The organism is Amycolatopsis sp. CA-230715, assembly GCF_018736145.1.
Lineage (GTDB): Bacteria > Actinomycetota > Actinomycetes > Mycobacteriales > Pseudonocardiaceae > Amycolatopsis.
Genome location: NZ_CP059997.1, coordinates 8,635,603 through 8,653,503, shown reverse-complemented (window position 1 = coordinate 8,653,503; position 17,901 = coordinate 8,635,603). Strand labels below are relative to the sequence as shown.

16 protein-coding genes are annotated in these 17,901 nt (G+C 70.4%); 10 read left to right on the top strand and 6 right to left on the bottom strand.

All coding sequences use genetic code 11. From position 1 onward, the window contains the following. Positions 1-132 precede the first annotated feature (132 nt). Positions 133-561: an HIT family protein gene (locus HUW46_RS40365; RefSeq protein WP_215543919.1), complete on the bottom strand. Its 429-nt coding sequence runs from the start codon at positions 559-561 to the stop codon at positions 133-135. Between the two features lie 39 nt (positions 562-600). Beyond that, positions 601-1,143, bottom strand: coding sequence for a helix-turn-helix domain-containing protein (locus tag HUW46_RS40360; protein WP_215543918.1), 543 nt, complete (start codon positions 1,141-1,143; stop codon positions 601-603). Positions 1,144-1,205: 62 nt separating this feature from the next. On the opposite strand from HUW46_RS40360, the gene HUW46_RS40355 reads away from it, so the two are divergent. Then, on the top strand, positions 1,206-2,522 hold the full coding sequence (locus HUW46_RS40355; protein ID WP_215543917.1) for an erythromycin esterase family protein: 1,317 nt from the start codon (positions 1,206-1,208) through the stop codon (positions 2,520-2,522). Positions 2,523-2,524: 2 nt separating this feature from the next. On the opposite strand, the gene HUW46_RS40350 is transcribed toward HUW46_RS40355, so the two are convergent. Next, positions 2,525-3,418: an MBL fold metallo-hydrolase gene (locus HUW46_RS40350; RefSeq protein ID WP_215543916.1), complete on the bottom strand. Its 894-nt coding sequence runs from the start codon at positions 3,416-3,418 to the stop codon at positions 2,525-2,527. A 128-nt stretch (positions 3,419-3,546) separates the two neighbouring features. Here HUW46_RS40350 and HUW46_RS40345 point away from each other — a divergent pair, with 128 nt between their 5' ends. Next, positions 3,547-4,413: a LysR family transcriptional regulator gene (locus HUW46_RS40345; RefSeq protein ID WP_215543915.1), complete on the top strand. Its 867-nt coding sequence runs from the start codon at positions 3,547-3,549 to the stop codon at positions 4,411-4,413. Here the strand turns inward: HUW46_RS40345 and HUW46_RS40340 are convergent. After that, positions 4,398-6,710 (bottom strand): ATP-binding protein, encoded by a 2,313-nt coding sequence (locus tag HUW46_RS40340; protein ID WP_215543914.1) that lies wholly within the window; start codon positions 6,708-6,710, stop codon positions 4,398-4,400. The genes HUW46_RS40345 and HUW46_RS40340 overlap by 16 nt on opposite strands. A 425-nt stretch (positions 6,711-7,135) precedes the next feature. On the opposite strand from HUW46_RS40340, the gene abc-f reads away from it, so the two are divergent. Both abc-f and HUW46_RS40330 read left to right on the top strand, forming a co-directional pair. Then, complete coding sequence (abc-f, locus tag HUW46_RS40335) at positions 7,136-8,776, top strand: ribosomal protection-like ABC-F family protein (protein WP_215550412.1); 1,641 nt, start codon at positions 7,136-7,138, stop codon at positions 8,774-8,776. Between the two features lie 14 nt (positions 8,777-8,790). Next, positions 8,791-10,425, top strand: a complete 1,635-nt coding sequence (locus HUW46_RS40330) for an ABC-F family ATP-binding cassette domain-containing protein (protein ID WP_215543913.1) — start codon at positions 8,791-8,793, stop codon at positions 10,423-10,425. Positions 10,426-10,450: 25 nt separating this feature from the next. Here the strand turns inward: HUW46_RS40330 and HUW46_RS40325 are convergent, their stop codons facing one another. Then, entirely contained in the window at positions 10,451-10,906 is a 456-nt protein-coding gene (locus HUW46_RS40325) for a MarR family winged helix-turn-helix transcriptional regulator (protein ID WP_215543912.1), read from the bottom strand. Positions 10,907-11,004: 98 nt separating this feature from the next. Here HUW46_RS40325 and HUW46_RS40320 point away from each other — a divergent pair, with 98 nt between their 5' ends. The 5 genes from HUW46_RS40320 (at position 11,005) to HUW46_RS40300 (ending at position 16,358) form a co-directional block, all read left to right on the top strand. Beyond that, positions 11,005-12,324: an amidohydrolase family protein gene (locus HUW46_RS40320; protein ID WP_215543911.1), complete on the top strand. Its 1,320-nt coding sequence runs from the start codon at positions 11,005-11,007 to the stop codon at positions 12,322-12,324. Positions 12,325-12,765: 441 nt separating this feature from the next. Next, positions 12,766-13,377 (top strand): TetR/AcrR family transcriptional regulator, encoded by a 612-nt coding sequence (locus HUW46_RS40315; RefSeq protein ID WP_215543910.1) that lies wholly within the window; start codon positions 12,766-12,768, stop codon positions 13,375-13,377. 165 nt (positions 13,378-13,542) lie between these two features. Continuing rightward, complete coding sequence (locus HUW46_RS40310; protein ID WP_215543909.1) at positions 13,543-14,841, top strand: MFS transporter; 1,299 nt, start codon at positions 13,543-13,545, stop codon at positions 14,839-14,841. A gap of 90 nt (positions 14,842-14,931) precedes the next feature. Further along, positions 14,932-15,402 carry a nucleoside deaminase gene (locus HUW46_RS40305; RefSeq protein WP_215543908.1) on the top strand — a complete coding sequence of 157 codons (471 nt, stop codon included), beginning with the start codon at positions 14,932-14,934 and terminating at the stop codon, positions 15,400-15,402. Then, positions 15,399-16,358, top strand: coding sequence for an isopenicillin N synthase family dioxygenase (locus tag HUW46_RS40300; RefSeq protein ID WP_254125427.1), 960 nt, complete (start codon positions 15,399-15,401; stop codon positions 16,356-16,358). The genes HUW46_RS40305 and HUW46_RS40300 overlap by 4 nt, the downstream gene beginning before the upstream one ends. A gap of 3 nt (positions 16,359-16,361) precedes the next feature. Here HUW46_RS40300 and HUW46_RS40295 read toward each other — a convergent pair whose 3' ends face one another. Beyond that, positions 16,362-16,883 (bottom strand): hypothetical protein, encoded by a 522-nt coding sequence (locus HUW46_RS40295; protein ID WP_215543907.1) that lies wholly within the window; start codon positions 16,881-16,883, stop codon positions 16,362-16,364. A gap of 129 nt (positions 16,884-17,012) precedes the next feature. Here HUW46_RS40295 and HUW46_RS40290 point away from each other — a divergent pair, with 129 nt between their 5' ends. Next, positions 17,013-17,897 carry an SMP-30/gluconolactonase/LRE family protein gene (locus HUW46_RS40290; protein ID WP_254125425.1) on the top strand — a complete coding sequence of 295 codons (885 nt, stop codon included), beginning with the start codon at positions 17,013-17,015 and terminating at the stop codon, positions 17,895-17,897. The last annotated feature ends 4 nt before the right edge of the window (positions 17,898-17,901 follow it).

Sequence of the window (17,901 nt, the reverse complement as noted above, 5' to 3'; positions counted from 1 at the left end):
AGCGGTTGGTCACCGATACTAGGCGCGATCCGCCCGCGGCCACCACTCGGATCCCGCGCCGCGCTGCACGCTCCGGGACAGCACGATGCGGACCGGATCGACCGCGAAGAAAGTCGTGCCAGTCGGCCGAAGTCAGTCGACCGCCGCGGAGAGCCTGGCACCCAGTGCGGCGATCGCCGCCGGGTCACCAGGGACCCCCGGCCGCCATGGCAGCACCAACCGGTCCTTGGTCTTGTCGACGTACCGCGGAATCACGTGCAGGTGGAAGTGGAAGACGGTCTGCCACGCGTCGGCACCACAGCAGTTGAGGAGGTTCACGCCGTCGGCGCCGAGCTCCTTGCTCACCGCCTTCGCGATCCGTTGCGCCGCCACCGTGACATCGGCAAGGTCCGCGGCGCCGATGTCGAGCAGGTCTTTGCTGTGGCGCTTGGGCACGACCAGCAGGTGACCGTCCGAGGCCGGGTTGATGTCCATGAAGGCGTACGTCGTGTCGTCTTCGGCTACCTTCGCGCTGGGGACCTCGCCGGCCACGATGCCGCAGAACAGGCACTGATCGCTCATGACCGTCGAGGGTAATCCTTCTGGAAGCCGTCGAGACTGTCAGCTCGCTTCCCCGGCACCATCGGACGGGAAGACGATCGTGCTCATCAGGTAGGACCGCCGATCCGGCGCCGGTCCGTTGTCCGCCCGCCTCGCGAAGACCTGGCGGAGTTCCCCGATCATCTCGGCGAGTTCGCCGGGGCTGAGCCAAAATGTGCCCTGCCGGTACCCGACGGAATCGGCGAAGGGATCGGCACCCGGCCGGTCGAGGTAGGCATTGAATTCGGCGAGCAGGACGGCCGTGCCCGCCGCGAATCCGCGACGGTGGTCATCCAGCGACATCGAGGCGCCCGCTTCCTCTTCGATCCTCGCCCGCTCCCGCCGAAGCCGGTAGTGCCGCTCGACGATGCCCCGCACGCGCTGTTCGTCGGCGACCTCCAGCAGTCCCGCCTCGGCGAGCAGGCCGACGTGCCGGTACACGCTCGTCCTCGGGACGTCGGGCAGGGCCTCGCTCAGCTCGGAGGTCGTACGGGGGCGTCCACCGGAGAGCGCGTGCACGATTCGGAGCCGGACCGGGTGCAGCAGGAGGTCGAGGGTGTCCACCGCGCCATTGTCCCATATTTGGTACTGTTCCCAAAGTTGGGACTGACATGGGAGGGCGGATCATGACCACCGACACCTCGGCACCGGCCCGGTTGAGCGCGGACGCGGTGCGGCCGCTGCGCACGCTCGACCCGGCCGGGCCCCAGGACGATCTGGCGTGGCTGGACGAAGCGATCGGCGACGCGCGCGTGGTGGCCATCGGCGAGAGCGCGCACTACAACCACGAGAACTACCGCCTGCGCCACCGCCTGACCCGGTACCTGGTCGAGCGGCACGGATTCGGCGCCTACGCGATGGAATCCGGCTTCGTCGAAGGCTGGCGTGCCGACGACTGGGTGCGCGGTGGCGACGAGCCGCTCGGCGAGGTGATGGCGAACGGCGTGACCTCGCTCATGGGGCTGTGGACCGAAATGCGGGACCACTTCGAGTGGATGCGAGCGCACAACCGGACGGCGGAGCGGCCGATCGGGTTCTACGGCATCGACCTGTCCGGTTCGAACGTGTCGCCGCTGCCCGGAATCGACGCCGTCATCGCGTATCTCGCGCTCGCGGATCCCGAATTCGCGGTGGATCCCGGTATCCGCGAGACGGCGTCGACCTTCGCGGTCCCGTCCGCTTTCGGCCTCGCCGAAGCGATCGGCGCCTACGGAAACCTCCCACCCGAGCGCCGGAACGCGCTCACGGCCGGACTGGCCGAGCTCACCGTGCGCATGGAAGGGCAACGGCTCGAATACCAGGAGCGCACCGGAGCCGAAGCCTACGGACGCGCGTTCCGCGCGGTGCGCCTCGCCGCCGCCATCGACGCCAACGCCCGCGCGATCGCCCGCGGCGACCAGGCGAGCCTGCTGTCCACACGCGACTCCGCGATCGCCGACACCGTCGGCTGGATCCTCGGCCGCGAGGACCGCACCGTGCTGGCCGCGCACAACGGGCACGTCCAGCGGTGGCCGGTGCAGTACCCCGGCCTGGCCCCGGCGTCCTCGATGGGAATGCACCTCGCCGATCGGATCGGCGAGGACTACCTGGTCATCGGCACCACCAACGGCACGGGCCGGACCCTCAACACCGGAACCGGTTTCTACCAGGGTGAACTGTTCACCGATCTGGAGCCGCCCCGCCCCGGCACCCTCGACGCGCTCATGGACGCCAGCGCCGACGGCCCCTTCGCCACCGATCTCCGGCGCCTCTCCCCCGGCGACACGACCGCCGTTCGCGCCGCTTCCCAGCTACACCAAGGAAATGTCGTCGGCGACGTGAGCCCTCTCGACGCCTACGACGTCCTCGTCCACCTCCCCCGCGTCACCGCCGCGGAACCCGACGCCACGGCACTCGCGCATTCTTCGCAGGACGTCCAGGACGCGTTCTCTCGCGGAAAGTAACGTCAGCCGGTGTGCTCGGCGCAGAGGCAGCCGACGCCGGGTTCGATCCATTCCCGCCCCGCCCACTCGGGGTGGCGTTCGAGCATCAGCGCCGTGACCTCGCCGACGATTTCTTCCTTGCCCATGGCCGAATCCCGGCGAGCCCAGGTCTCGTCGCGCAGCAGTTCGAGATACGCGCGGACCTCGGCCAGCAGTTCGGGGCCACCGGTGTCGCCGTGCCCGGGAACGACGATGCCCGGGTGCTCGCCGGCCAGCCGCCGCAGCACCTCGATCCAGCGGATCCCGGACACGTCGGCGTCGTGCGGCGGGAACCACGGGAAGATCGCGAACTGCCCGGTCTCCACCAGATCCCCGGTGAACAGCACGCCCGCGTCGGGCACCGTGACCACCTGGTCCCCCTTGCTGTGCGCGCGGCCGGTGGCCCGCAGCCGCACGACCCGGCCGCCGAGGTCCAGGTCGTACGCGTCGTCGTAGACGAGATCCGGGGTCACCAGTTCCACGCCTTCGAGCGGTCGCGCGATCGACTCTCCGAGCCCCCGGAACATGTCGAGGTAACCGGGGCCCTTCGCGGCGAGGTCCGCCGCCTGCGCGCGGTTGACCAGGTAGGTCGCCTCCCCCACGAACGCCTGCGCGCCGAACGCGTGCTCGGGGTGGAAGTGCGTAGTGGTCAGGAAGAGCTTCCGGCCGCGCGCGTGCTTGGCGGCGAATTCGAGCACGGCACGGCCGTTGTCCGGCCCGATCCCCGTTTCGACGACGAGCACCGAATGCGTCCCGCCGATGACACCGATGTTGGGCACCAGCTCCACGCCCCGGTTCGGGATCACCACCAGATCGCGGGCGATCTCCCGCGCGCCGGCCACGCGCACGACGGGATCGGGCAGCACCTGTTGCGTCATGACATTCCCTTTTCGGTCAGGGTCCTTTTCGGTCAGGACCGCCGTGCTTTCCAGTCCAGCGCGCCGGATCCGGCCGCGTCCAACACCTGTTCCGGACCCCCGATACCGCACGGGTATCGTCGCCGGTGATGGACCTACGCCTGCTGCGTTATTTCGTGGCCGTCGCCGAGGAACGCCACTTCGGGCGCGCCGCCACCCGGCTGCACATGACCCAGCCGCCGCTGAGCCGCGCCATCAAACAGCTGGAGACCGAACTCGGCACCGCGCTGCTGCACCGCTCCGCGACCGGGGTCAGCCTCACCGCCGCCGGTGCGGCGCTCCACGACGAGGCACGCGCGCTGCTCGCGCAGGCCGAAGTAGCGCGCGAGAAGGTGGCTGCCGCGGCGGGGAGCACGACCCTCACCGTGGGCACGCTCGCGGACAGCGCCGAACAGGCCGGCGCCCGGGTCGTCACCGCGTTCCGCCGCCGTCACCCCGGAATCCACATCCGCGTCCGCGAAGCCGATTTCACCGATCCGACAACGGGTCTGCGCGCCGAGCTCGTCGACGTCGCGCTCACGCGCACGCCCTTCGACGACACCGGGATCGGGACCCACGTGCTGCGCTCCGATCCCGTCGGCGCGATCCTGCGCGCGGACGATCCGCTCGCGAACCGCGACACCCTCAGCGTGCGCGATCTCGACGACCGCCCGTGGTTCCGCCTGCCGGAGGGCACCGATCCGCGCTGGCGCGCCTACTGGAACGGCTCCGCGCCCGGCGGGGAATCCCACGACGGCCCGGTGGTCCGCACGGTCCAGGAATGCCTGCAGGCCGTGCTCTGGAACGGCACGGTCGGGCTGGCCCCGCTCGCCCACGCGCTGCCGCCGGACCTCGTCGCGGTCCCGGTGACCGATCTGCCCCCGACCGACCTCGTCGTCGCCTGGAACGAGACCGGCGGCGATCCGCTCGTCCGCTCGTTCGTCAGCCTCGCCGCGGCGAGCTATCCCCCGGCGTAGGTTCGCGCCACCCAGGCCGCGATCTGCGCGCGGTTGGCGCAGTCGAGCCTGGTGAGGATGTGGTCGATGTGGCTCTCCACGGTGCGGCGGGCGATCACCAGCCGATCGGCGATCTCCTGGTTCGTGAGCCCTTCGGCGACCAGTTTCGCGATCTCCTTCTGCCGCCTGGTGAGCACGTCGGGCAACGGCGCCGACGCGATGTCGTCCGGCTCGTCGAGCGCGTAGGCGATGGCGGTGTCGATCGGCATCGCGGCCCCGGCGGCGAACTCCTTCGCGGCGACGTCCCAGCCGAGCTCACCGGTGACCGCGTCGGTGTCGGCTTGCAGCGGTTCGACGAAGGCCTGGTAGCGGGTCGGCCACGCGCCCAGCGTCTGCCAGACGCTCATCGCCGCCCCCTGCAGGAGCGCGGCCCGGTTCGGCTGGCCGGTGCGCGCTTCGCACCCGGCCAGCACGGTGAGGGTGAACCCGATGACCACGCGGTCGTCGACCTGGCTGTGCAGCCGGAGCACTTCCTCGCAGCATGCACGGGCCACCCCGAGATCGCCTTGGAGGTACTCGGCGGCGGCGCGCGACCACAACCCCCAGCCGCGCCAGAAAACCTCGCCCCGCCGCACGCAGGTTTCGATGCACTCGTCGAGCACCGCACGACCGCGGTCCATTTCGCCCGCCAGCGCGACGGCGAGACCGTAGTTGTAGCTGGACCACAGCCGCGCGCCCTCGTCGCCGTGCGCGCGGAACATCTCGATCGCCTTGCCGAACAACCGCACCGCCTCGGGCATTTCGTTCCCGATCAACGCCGCGTAGGCTCGCACGTGGTGCACGTAGGCGAGCGCGTGCTCGTCACCCGCCGCCTCCGCTTCCGCGGTCGCACTGTCCACTGCGGACCGATATGCGCCGAGATCTCCTTGCACCACGGCCAGGAACGCGAACAACCACCACACATGTGCGCGCTCGGGCACCCCGTCCGGCGCGGCCTCGTCGAGCTTCCGCAGCCACATCCGGCCCTCGGTGTTCAGGCCGCGCACGATCCAGAACTCCTTGACGTCGCGGAGCATGCGCAGACCGACGACGGCGTCCTCGGGGTCCTCCGCGCAGAAGTCCAGCGCGGCGCGGAGATTCGCGTGTTCGTGGCGAAGGCGCCCGATCCAGGCGAGCTGGTCGGTCTTCAGCCACTCGGCGGCGTACCGGCCGGTCAGCTCGGCGAAGAAGTCCCGGTGCCGCGACCGCACGGCCGCCAGCTCACCGGAGCCGCGAAGGCGGTCGGCGCCGTACTCGCGCACCGATTCCAGCATCCGGTAGCGCACGCTGCCCGCGTGCTCCTCACGCTGCAGGATCGACTTGTCCAGCAGCCCGTCCACCACTTCCAGCACGTCGTCGGCCGGCAGGTCCCCGCCCGCGCACACGTGCTCGGCGGCGTCCAGGTCGAAACTGCCCGAGAACACCGACGCGCGCGCCCACAGCAGGCGTTCGGGCTCGGTGCACAGGTCGTGGCTCCAGTCGATCAGCGCGCGCATCGTCTCGTGCCTGCCCGGCGTACCGCGCCTGCCGCCGGAAAGGACCGTGAAGCGGCGATCGAGGCGGTCGGCAAGCTGACGCGGGGACAGCGCCCGCGAACGCACCGCGGCGAGTTCGATCGCCAGCGGCAGCCCGTCGAGCCTGCGGCACAACCGGATGAGGTGTTCGGCGTCGCCCTCGGTCAGCCGGAAGGACGGCACGACCGCGCTCGCCCTGTCCACGAACAACCGCACGGCCTCGCAGTCCTGGGCGCGCTCCAGGGAATCGCCCTCGTCCGGTACCGCAAGCGGGGGCACCGGCAGGATCCGCTCACCCGCCACCCCGAGCGACTGCCTGCTGGTCGCCAGCACCCGCACCTCCTGGCAGGTCCGCGCGATCGTGTCGGCGAACCACGCGCAGTCCTCCACCAGGTGTTCGCAATTGTCCAGCACCAGCAACAGCTTGCGCGCCCGCAGCGCCTCCACGACCACCTCGACGGCGGGTTTCGCCGACCGGTCGCCGAAACCGAGCACATTGGCCACCGTCGGTACCAGGAGTGCGGGCTCGCGCAGCTCGGCGAGGGACACGAAGGCGACCTCACCGGAGAACGCGGCCTGGCAGGCGGCGGCCACCCGCCAAGCCAGCCTGGTCTTGCCGACCCCGCCGGGCCCGGTCAACGTGACCACCGAAGCGATTCCCAGCAGGCGGCGGGCCTCTTCGGTCTCCGCGCTCCGGCCGACGTAGGTGGTCGACTCGACCGGCTCTTCCGACCGCACCGCGAGCGCCGCGCTCCTGCCCGCCATGCGACCCCTCTCTCCCACCGCACCGTTCGCCGCGGCCACTGCCCCGAACCGCCATCGTTGACCAACGAGCCCGCGGCCCGCCGGTTGCGGCGCGGACCGATTCCGTCCGATGTGGACAACGAGCCCAGGACGCAGACGTTAGTCCATCCGGAGCAACGAGTAGAACCGAACCGCGCCGAACACACCGTCGTGCGCTCGCCGGAACACCCTGCCCGGCGAAGCGGTGACGGACTGCTATCGTCGAGAGGAAGAGCCGTTCGAAGGAGACTCGACGTGGCAGGTGAAGACGACATCTCCGGGTGAGCCCCGGAGATAGCAGGCCACCGGCACACCCGTACGCGGTGTCGGCCGTGCTGGCCGCGTTGTCGTCCGCTCTTCCGCTCCAGGGCACCGCCCTGCTCGCACCACATCCGAGGTCTTCTGTCATGTCCGACACCTGCGTCGTCGTTTCCGGCCTGTCCTTTTCCTGGCCCGACGACACCCCCGTCTTCGACCGGCTGTCCTTCAGCGTCCCCGGCGGCCGCACCGGTCTCGTCGCCCCGAACGGCGAGGGGAAGACGACCCTGCTCAAGCTCCTCGCCGGAGAGCTGCGGCCCGCGTCCGGCAGCGTGACCGTGGACGGCGTGCTCGGTTACCTCCCCCAGGACCTGCCGCTCACCGGCGACCTGACGGTGGCCGAGGTGCTCGGCGTAGACGCGATCCTGCGCGCGCTGACGGCGGTGGAATCCGGTGACACCGACGAAGAGCACTTCACGACCATCGGCACCGACTGGGACGTCGAAGAACGCACCCGCGCCCAGCTGGACCGGCTCGGGCTGGGCGAAATCGAGCTCGACCGCAGGCTGCACACGCTCAGCGGCGGCCAGATCGTCTCGCTCGGCCTCGCGGCCCAGCTGCTCAAACGGCCCGACGTGCTGCTGCTGGACGAGCCGACGAACAACCTCGACCTCGACGCGCGACGCAAGCTCTACGCCGTGCTCGACGAGTGGCACGGCTGCCTGCTCGTGGTGAGCCACGACCGCGCGCTGCTCGACCGGATGGACCGGATCGCCGAGCTCGAAAGCGGCGAAGTCCGGTTCTACGGCGGGAACTTCACTGAGTACGAGCAAGCCGTGCAAGCGGCGCGCGAGGTGGCGGAGAAGAACATCCGCAACGCCGAACAGGAGGTCAAGCGCGAGAAGCGCGAGATGCAGCAAGCCCGCGAGCGCGCGGCGCGCCGGGCGAGCAACGCTTCGCGCAACCTCGGGAGCGCGGGCTTGCCGAAGATCTTCGCCGGGACGATGAAGCGCAACGCGCAGGAATCCGCCGCCAAGGCCGACGGCACGCACGCGGCCCGGGTCAGCGCGGCGAAGACCAAGCTCGACCAGGCGGAGCGGTCACTGCGCAGCGAACAGAAGATCGCGCTCGACCTCCCCCGCACCGCCGTGCCCGCCGGGCGGACGCTCTTCCTCGGCGAGCGCATGCGGCTGAACTACGGCGAACGCGCGCTGTTCGCGGGCGAAGGCGCAAGCCTCGCCATTCGCGGTCCCGAACGGATCGCGCTGACCGGCCCCAACGGCGGCGGGAAGTCCACCCTGCTGCGGATCGTCCACGGCGAGCTGGCTCCGGACGGCGGCGAGGTCAGCAGGGCCGACGGGCGGATCGCCTACCTGTCCCAGCGGCTCGACCTGCTCGACGGCGACCGCGGCGTCGCGGAGAACCTGGCCGCGTCCGCGCCCGCGATGCCGCCGGAACAGCGGATGAACCTGTTGGCGCGCTTCCTGTTCCGCGGCTCGCGCGTGCATCTCCCGGTCCGCGTCCTCTCCGGCGGCGAGCGGCTGCGCGCCACACTGGCGTGCGTCCTGTTCGCCGAGCCCGCCCCGCAGCTACTGCTACTGGACGAACCCACGAACAACCTCGACCTGATCAGCGCGGCGCAACTGGAGAGCGCGCTCAACGCGTTCCAGGGCGCGTTCGTCGTCGTCAGCCACGACGAACGCTTCCTCTCCGAAATCAGGATCGACCGCTGGCTCCGCCTCGAAGACGGCAAGCTGCTGGAGACGGCCGCACCCGTCTCCGCCCGCTGACACGGGGCGCTCACATGGTCGAAGCAGCTCTCATCGCGCACGACCTCGTGCGCGTGCTCGGTCACCGGCGCGTGCTCGACGGGGTTTCGCTCACCGCGGCTCCCGGCCGCCGGATCGGGGTGATCGGCGAGAACGGTGCCGGGAAGTCCACTTTGGTCCGGCTGCTCGCGGGAACGGACCACCCCGACGGCGGCACCGTCGAACGACCACCGGATCTCGGCTACCTGCACCAGGAAATGCCCTTCGATCCCGAAGCCACCGTCGCCGACGTCATCGACGACGCGCTCGCCGACGCGCGCCGGAACATCGCCGAACTCGACCGGCTCGCGGCCTCGCTCGCCGAGGAACCGGAGGACGGCCGTGTGCTCGCCGAGTACGCGGAACGGCTGGAAAGCGCACAACGGCACGGTGTCTGGGATGCCGACCGCAGGGCCGGGATCGCGCTGGCCGGACTCGGACTCGGCGAGCTGAGGCGCGAACGCGCCCTCTCGTCGTTGTCCGGTGGCGAGCGCGGCAGGCTCGCGCTCGCCGCGCTGCTGGTCCGCCGCCCGGCCGCGCTGGTGCTGGACGAACCGACCAACCACCTCGACGACAACGCCGCGGCGTTCCTCGAAGGGCAGTTGCGCGACCTGCCGGGAACCGTCGTGGTGGCGAGCCACGACCGCGCGTTCCTCGACGCGGTGTGCACCGATCTCGTCGATCTCGATCCCGCGCTCGACGGCCCGGTCCGGTACGGCGGCACCTACCGCGACTACCTGGTGCATCAGCGCGCGGAACGGGAGCGCTGGCAGCGGCGGTACGACGAAGAACAGGAGGAGCTCGCCGCGTTACGGGACTCCCTCGGCGTGACCGCGCAGGCGGCCGCGCCGAACCGCGCCAAGCGGGACAACGAAAAGATGGGCTACGGGCACGCGGGCGGCAGGGCGCAGAACCACGTCTCGCGCCGTGTGCGGGCCACCGCGCGCAGGCTCGACGACCTGGAACGCCGCCAGGTTCCCGCGCCACCCCGACCGTTGCGGTTCCGCCCGGACGCACTCGCCGACCGGGCCGCCGACGGAACGCTGGTGTCCCTGCGGAACGTCGACCTTCCTGGACGGCTCGCGGTCGAGCGCCTCGACGTGCGCGCCACCGGACGGCTGCTCGTCACCGGGCCCAACGGCGCGGGCAAGTCCACGCTGCTGCTCGTACTGGCTGGCAGGCTGGATCCGCACGGGGTGCGACGCCGCCCTGGGCTCCGGATCGGGTTGCTCGACCAGGACACCGCGTTTGGCGATTCGTCTTGCACTGCAAGGGAAACGTACGACCGCGCGCTCGGCGCGGAGCGAGCGGAGTCCGTTCCGCTGACCTCGCTCGGACTTCTGCACGTCCGGGACGCGGGCAGGCCGGTCGCGGAGCTGTCGGTCGGCCAGCGGCGACGGCTCGCGCTGGCGCTGCTCGTGGCGCGTCCGCCGGAGTTGCTGCTGCTCGACGAGCCGACCAACCACCTTTCCCCGCGGCTGTGCGACGAACTCGAGGACGCACTGGGCTCCGGGCCTGGTTCGGTCGTGCTCGCCAGCCATGACCGCTGGCTGCGATCACGGTGGCGCGGCGCCGAAATCCGCGTCGAGAACGGCCGGGTGCTTTCGCCGTGCCCCAGCGCGGAAGGCTGAGCAGCGTCCACAAAGGACCGCGAGGTCACCGCTCGACGCGGTCGATGACCTCTTCGCTCCACGCGCGGATGGCCGCGGCCTGGTCGGGTGTCAGCGGATCGAAGAAGAAGCGGCGGATGTTGTCGGCGTGCCCGTGGACGGCGTCCTTCACCGCGCGCAGCCCCTTCGGGGTCAGCCCGATCCCGGTCCGGCGGCCGCTGGCCCCGCTCTCGATCCGCCGCACGAATCCGCGCTTCTCCATGCGGGTCAGCTGATGCGCGACGCGGCTCTTCTCCCAGGCGAGAGACTCGGCGAGGTCACCGACGCGCATCTCGTGGCCCGGCGCCTTCCGCAGCGTCACGAGCACGGTGAACTCGGCTTTCGAGATGCCGAAGTCGCGCTGCAGGCAGCGATCGACCTCCTGGACGAGCAGGCGCTGCGCGCGCATCCAGGTTTCCCAGAGGTCCCATTCCTCCGGTGTCACCGCACTGGTCTCCGCCATGGCGGGATCGTACCGGCCGAAAATAGTTGACGCATCAACTCCGATTCTCCTAGAGTTGACGCGTCAACTCTCAGTGCTACGGGAGGATTTGCCGAACCATGGGAATTTTGGTGCGCGGCGGCACGGTACTCGGCATCGACCAGGCGACCAGCGACCTGCCTCGCGGCGACGTGCTCGTCGAGGACGGCCGGATCAGCGAAGTCTCCGAACGGATCGACGCGCCCGGCGCGGAGGTGCTCGACGCGACGGGAATGCTGGTGCTGCCCGGTTTCGTCGACACCCACCGGCACACCTGGCAGGCGGTGTTCCGGGGAATCGGCGCCGACTGGACGTTCCCCGAATACCGGTCCGCCATGCATGGCACGGTGCGCCCGCACTGCCGGCCGGAGGACGTGTACATCGGAACGCTGCTCGGCCGGGTCGAAGCGCTGCAGTCGGGCATCACCACGCTGCTGGACTGGTGCCACTGCACCGACACTCCCGAGCATGGCGACGCGGCACTCGACGCCCTCCTCGACGCGCCGGGGCGGAGCGTCTTCTGCTACGGCGCCGGAATCGGCACGCCCGATCCGGCCGCCGCCGAACTCGCCAGGATGCGCGATCGGGTACCCGGCGACGACGGCCTGGTCACGATGGCGGCGGGGGTGCGCGGCCCCCTGCTGACGGACCTCGACACCACCGCCGCCGATGTCACCACGGCCAGGGAACTCGGACTCCGGGTGAGCGTGCACGTCCACGTGCTCGCCGGCGAAGCGGACCGGCCGGTCGCCGCGATGGCCGGACGCGGGCTACTCGACGACCGCACGACTTTCGTGCACGGCAACGGTCTCGCCGACGACGAGCTCGCGATGATGGCGGACGCGGGCTGCTCGGTGTCGATCAGCCCGGACGTCGAGCTGAAGATGGGCTTCGGCTGGCCGGAGACCGGGCGCATGCTCGCCGCGGGCATCCGGCCGACGCTGTCCATCGACGACTGCCCCTCCGCCGGTGGCGACATGTTCTCAACCATGCGCACCGCGCTGAGCGTGCAGCGCGGCCTCGACACCGCACAAGGCGTGCCGCCGTCGCTGACCGCCCGCGACGTACTGGAGTTCGCGACCCTCGACGGCGCCCGCGCGGTAGGGCTCGGCGATCGCGTCGGCAGCATCACCCCCGGCAAGCAGGCCGATCTGGTGCTGCTGCGCACCGACGACCTGACCCTGTTCCCGGCCAACCACCCGATCGGCGCGATCGTGTCCGCCGCGCATCCCGGGCTGGTGGACACCGTGCTCGTCGCAGGCAAGATCGTGAAACGGGGCGGCGAACTGATCGGCGTCGATCTCGACGCGTTGCGGGAACGTGCGTTGCGCTCGCGGGCGCGGATCGCCGCGGCCGCCGGGATCCCACTCGACGGATCGTGGTCGATCCAGCACTTCTGACGTGTCCGCGAAAGGCCGCGCATTCCCAGATCAGCTGGACGACAGCGTCAAATGGCCGCCGAACAGCGAATCACTGGTAACGGTTTGGGCGGCACCGACTCCCGGCGTCACCGTGTAATAAGCCGACCCCGTGCGCACGTCCGGAATCCGGAATCCGGAATCTGAGGTAGCAGATGTCGTAACTCCCGTCGGACGCCATGCCCCCGTAGCCGTGAACACGGTGTCGGGATCGACATCCGCCTTGCTGCTTTTCGAACTCGTCACGACGACCGCGCAGACATGCCACCGTCTCCCTGCTGTTGCCTGCGGAAGTCGTCCGAATGACGACGGGCGTTACGAGCACCCGCCGAACCCCACTGAGCGCGTGCTTACACTGGGCTACGTGGGGGATGTTTCCGAAACCCCGCGGACGCGCGCCACGATCCGGGAGGATGTCCTGCCATGACCACGTCCCTTTCGACGGACCTGTGGCCGGACGTCCAGCCGGACGCCGCGCGCAGGCTGATGCTCGCCGGGGTGGAGTCGTTCGCCCGCCGCGGCTACCACGCGACGACTACGCGTGACATCGCCAGTGGCGCCGGTATGAGTCCCGCGGCGTTGTACGTGCACTTCCCTTCCAAGGCCGCGCTCCTGTTCGCGATCAGCAAGAGCGGGCACGAACAGACACTGGCGCTCGTGGAGAACGTGGTCGCGAGCGAGGGCAGCCCGTCGGAGCGGATGCGGACGCTGGTGCGCGGATTCGCCGCGTGGCACGCGCGCCGCCACACCGTGGCGCGGGTCGTGCAGTACGAGCTCGGCGCGCTGCCCGAGCAGGAACTGGCGATCGTCACCGCGCTGCGGCGGCGCATCGAACAGCACGTCGAACAGCTCATCGTGGACGGCGTCGCCTCCGGCGACTTCACCGTCGGCAACCCGCGCACCGCGGCGAGGGCGGTGCTCTCCCTCGGCGTCGACGTGGCCCGCTGGTACAGCGAGCGCAACCGGCAGAGCCCGGACGCGCTCGGCGACGAGTACGGCGAACTCGTGCTGCGCATGCTGGGCGCCGCGGTCTAGCGAACGGCACATTTCGGGCATACTGTCCATCCGGCATCCGGGTGGCGTACCAACCGGTCGGTATCGATTCACCGCCAGAATCGACGGATTGAGACGTTGACCACATACTAAGCGGTTGGTAATTTCGGCGGACTTTCCGCACCCCGACCTCCCCGGAGGCCCGCCATGGCACGGTCCGACACCCAGCGCAGGCGGGCCGCCACCGCGGCCGCGCTCGCCTCCGCGGTCGAGTGGTACGACTACTTCCTGTTCGGCATCGCGGCGGCGCTCGTCTTCGGCGGGAAGTTCTTCCCCACCACCAACCCCGCCGCCGGTGTGCTCGCCTCGTTCGCCACCTTCGCGGTCGGGTTCCTCGCCCGCCCGGTCGGCGGGATCATCGCCGGCCAGCTCGGCGACCGCCGCGGCCGCAAGCCGATCCTCGTGCTCGCGCTGACGGCGATGGGCGTGGCCACCACCGCGATCGGGCTGCTCCCCTCGTACGCGTCGATCGGGATCGCCGCGCCCGTCCTGCTGGTGCTGCTCCGGCTGCTCCAGGGCATCGCCGTCGGCGCGCAGTGGGGTGGCGCGATGCTGCTCGCCACGGAATACGCGCCGGCCGGGAAGCGTGGCCTCTACGGCAGCTTCGTCCAGCTCGGCGTGCCGATCGGGGTGGTGCTCGCGAACACCGTGTTCCTGCTCGCCCAGAGCGCGACCACCGGTCCGGCGTTCGGCTCGTGGGGCTGGCGGTTGCCGTTCCTGATCGGCGTGCTCGTACTCGGCCTCGCCTGGTTCATCCACGCCAAGGTCGAGGAGACGCCGGAATTCCGCGAAGCGGAGGCGCCGCTGGCCACCGCCGAGCGGCCGCGGTCACCGCTCGGCCAGATCCTGCGCCACCACTGGAAAACCGTGCTCCTCGCGGGCGGCTCGTTCGCGGTCAACACGGCCACCTTCTACATCCTCATCACCGGCACGCTCGACTACACGACGAGGCACCTCGGCATGGCGCGCGGGCCGGTGCTCACCGTCACCATACTCGTCAGCCTCACCCAGCTCGCGGTAATCCCTTGGGCCGCAAGGCTTTCCGATCGCATCGGGCGGCTGCGGATCTACGCGGCCGGCACGATCGGACTGCTGCTGTGGGCGGTGCCGATGTTCCTGTTGATCGACACCGCGTCGCTCGGCGGGCTCGCGATCGGCTCGTTCGTCGGCAGCATCTTCCTGAGCGTCATGTACGGGCCGCAGGCCGCGTTGTTCGCCGAGCTGTTCACCCCGGAGATGCGCTACAGCGGCGCTTCGCTCGGCTACCAGATCAGCGCCGTCGCGGGCGGCGGGCTCGCGCCGTTCATCATGGTGCTCCTGCTCGAGTGGACGGGCACCTCCATGGCCGTCTCGGCGTACATCATGGCGCTCGCCGCGATCGCACTCGGCTCCATCGCCATACTCGCCGCGCGAAAGGCGTCCCCGGTGCCGAAACCAGCGGTCTGACCTGCGAAGAACGCACACGATCGAATACTGTCCGGAGTGGTGGCGCCCTAGCACTTGCCAAGCCGTGACGAGCACGGCGAAAGTATGCGCATGGTGTCCTTCGATCCGGCAAACCTGCTCACGGTCGCGCACGCCGAAGCACTCGCCGGAGGTGCGGAGGGCGGTGTCCCGATCGGTGCCGCGCTGTTCACAGTGGACGGTGAGCTGCTCGGCAAGGGGCACAACCGGCGCGTGCAGGACGGCGACCCCGCGATGCACGCCGAGACGGCCGCGTTCCGCGCCGCGGGCAGGCGGCCGCACTACCGCGACACGGTGATGGTGACCACGCTCTCGCCGTGCTGGTACTGCAGCGGCCTGGTCCGCCAGTTCGGCATCGGCCACGTCGTGATCGGCGAAGCCACCACCTTCTCCGGTGGGCACGACTGGCTCGCCGAGAACGGCGTCGGCATCACCGTGCTCTCGGACGCCGCCTGCACCGAACTGATGACGCGTTTCATCGCCGAGCATCCCGAACTCTGGTACGAGGACATCGGCGTCGAAACATCCGGGAGCGGAACGTGAACCGCACGTCGGTACCCCTCATCGACCTCGCGCCGTGGTTCCACGGCGACCTGGCCGACCGCGCCGCCGTCGCCACCCGCATCGACGAAGCGCTCCAGGACTCCGGTTTCCTGCTCATCGGCGGCCACGGCGTGCCGAGCGATCTCCGCGCCCGCGTCCGTGAACTGGCACGGCGGTTCTTCTCCCTCGAACACGCCACCAAGGCCAAGTACGCGGTCTCGGTCGGCGGCCGGGGGTGGCTGCCGCCCGGTGTGGAAGCGAACGGTTACGCCGAGGGCACCGCGACCCCGCCCGATCTCAAGGAATCGCTGTCCGCCGGCGCAGACGCCGCGATCGGCGACGCCGAGGTCGACGCGTTCTGGTTCCAGCCGAACGTGTGGCCGGACGAGGTGCCCGAACTCGCCGCGGCGGGCAGGCGCTACATGGCCCACATGCGGCGGGTCTCGGACGAGCTGCTGGCCGTGTTCGCCAGCGCGCTCGGCCTCGCCGCGGACCACTTCACCCAGCACACCCGCCACCCGACCTATACGTTCAACATCAACTGGTACCCCTCGCGCGGGCGGGTCGGCACGCCGGAGGAGGGGCAGTACCGGATCGGCCCGCACACCGACTTCGGCACGGTGACCGTGCTCGACCGCCAGCCGGGCGCGCGCGGGCTGCAGGTGTTCAACCGCGCGGGCGAATGGGAGGACGCACCGTCCGAACCGGACACCTTCACCGTCAACATCGGTGACCTGATGGCGCGGTGGACCGGCGACCGGTGGCGCTCGACGCGGCACCGGGTGCTCGCGCCCGAAGTGGGCGACGGGGACGCGATGTCGCTCATCTTCTTCTACGAGACCGATCACGACGCGCGGATCGAGTCGCTGGGCCCGCCCATCGGGAACACCGCATATCCGGAAGTGGTGGCCTCGGAATACCTGCGGTCCAAACTGGACGCCATCTCCCTCGGCTGAGCGTCAGCGGCCGTCTTCCTCCCACGCGCGGAGCAGCGCTTCGCCTTCTTTGCGCCGACGGCGTGCCCGCACGACCAGTGACACCGCGCCACCCAGCAGTACCAGCGCCGCTCCCCCGCCGGTGTACCAGACCCAGGCCAGGCCGGAGCCCTTGACGTACGTCGCCGTCCGCACGCTCTCGCCGGGCGAGGTGATGTTCGCGGCCCCGAGCACCTCGTCCCCCGGCTTCAGCAGCTTGCTGTCCTCGGTGAACTCCTCCAGGTCGGGATAGCCCGCGCCGTCCGGGGCCACGACCTCGCACCCGCCGCCGGGCTCGCACGCCACGACCATCGGCAGCCAGCGCATCTCCCCGCTCTCCACGTCCTTGACCAGCACCCGGCTCTGGTACGCCTTCGCATCCGGACCGCCGAAACCCGTCACCGCCTTCTTCACGGCGTCCGCCGACACCCGTCCGGTCGAGTCCGAACCGCATCCGGCGAGACTCGCCGCGCACACGGCCACCAGGACCAGCCACCTCACCCGCATCTTGCTCCCCCGTCGACGATCACGAGCGGTTCAGCATGCCGCAACCCCCGGCCGCGCACCACCGGCTGTCCCGTTGTGGCCGTTCCGGCGAGCCGCCGGGCGCAGTGGCCCCTACAGTGGATTCCGCCCGTGCCCACGACCGTGCCGGGAGGCGTCGTGCACCGAGACATCACCACCGTCGTGACCGGCTTCTCGTACTTGGAGTGCCCGCGTTGGCGCGACGGGCGGATCTGGTTCTCCGACTTCTACACGCACCGGGTGTGCTCGGCGACCGAGGGCGGCGGCGATCTCCGCGTCGAAGCGGAGGTCCCGCACCAGCCGTCCGGGCTGGGCTGGCTGCCCGACGGCAGGCTCCTGATCGTTTCGATGCGCGACAGGCGGCTGCTCCGGCGCGAACCCGACGGAACGCTCGCCACGCACGCCGACCTGTCCGGGCACGCCGCCGGGCACCTCAACGACATGGTGGTGGACGCGCGAGGACGTGCCTACGTCGGCAACTTCGGCTTCGACCTCATGGGCGGCGCCCCGATCGAGCCGACGAACCTGCTGCGCGCCGACCCGGACGGCACCGTCACCGAGGTCGCCACCGATCTCGGGTTCCCGAACGGCAGCGCGATCACCGGCGACGACGTACTGCTCGTCGGCGAGACCTTCGCGAACCGGGTGAGCGCGTTCGACATCACCGTCGACGGGGCGTTGGCGAACCGCCGCACCTGGGCCGCCTTCAGCGAGCCCTCGAACGTCGCTCCGGACGGATGCTGCCTGGATGCCGAAGGCGCGCTGTGGATCGCCGACGCCACCGGGAACCGCGTCGTCCGGGCGCAGCGGGGCGGGACGATCTTGGAGGAGATCCACCCCGGCACCGGAGTGTTCGCGTGCATGCTCGGCGGCGAAGACGGGTGCACGTTGTTCCTGTGCACCGCCCCCGATTTCGTCGAGGAAGCCCGCAAAGCGGCGCGCGAGGCAGCTCTTCTCGCCGTGCGGGTCGACGTCCCCCGCGCAGGCCTCCCGTAGCGTC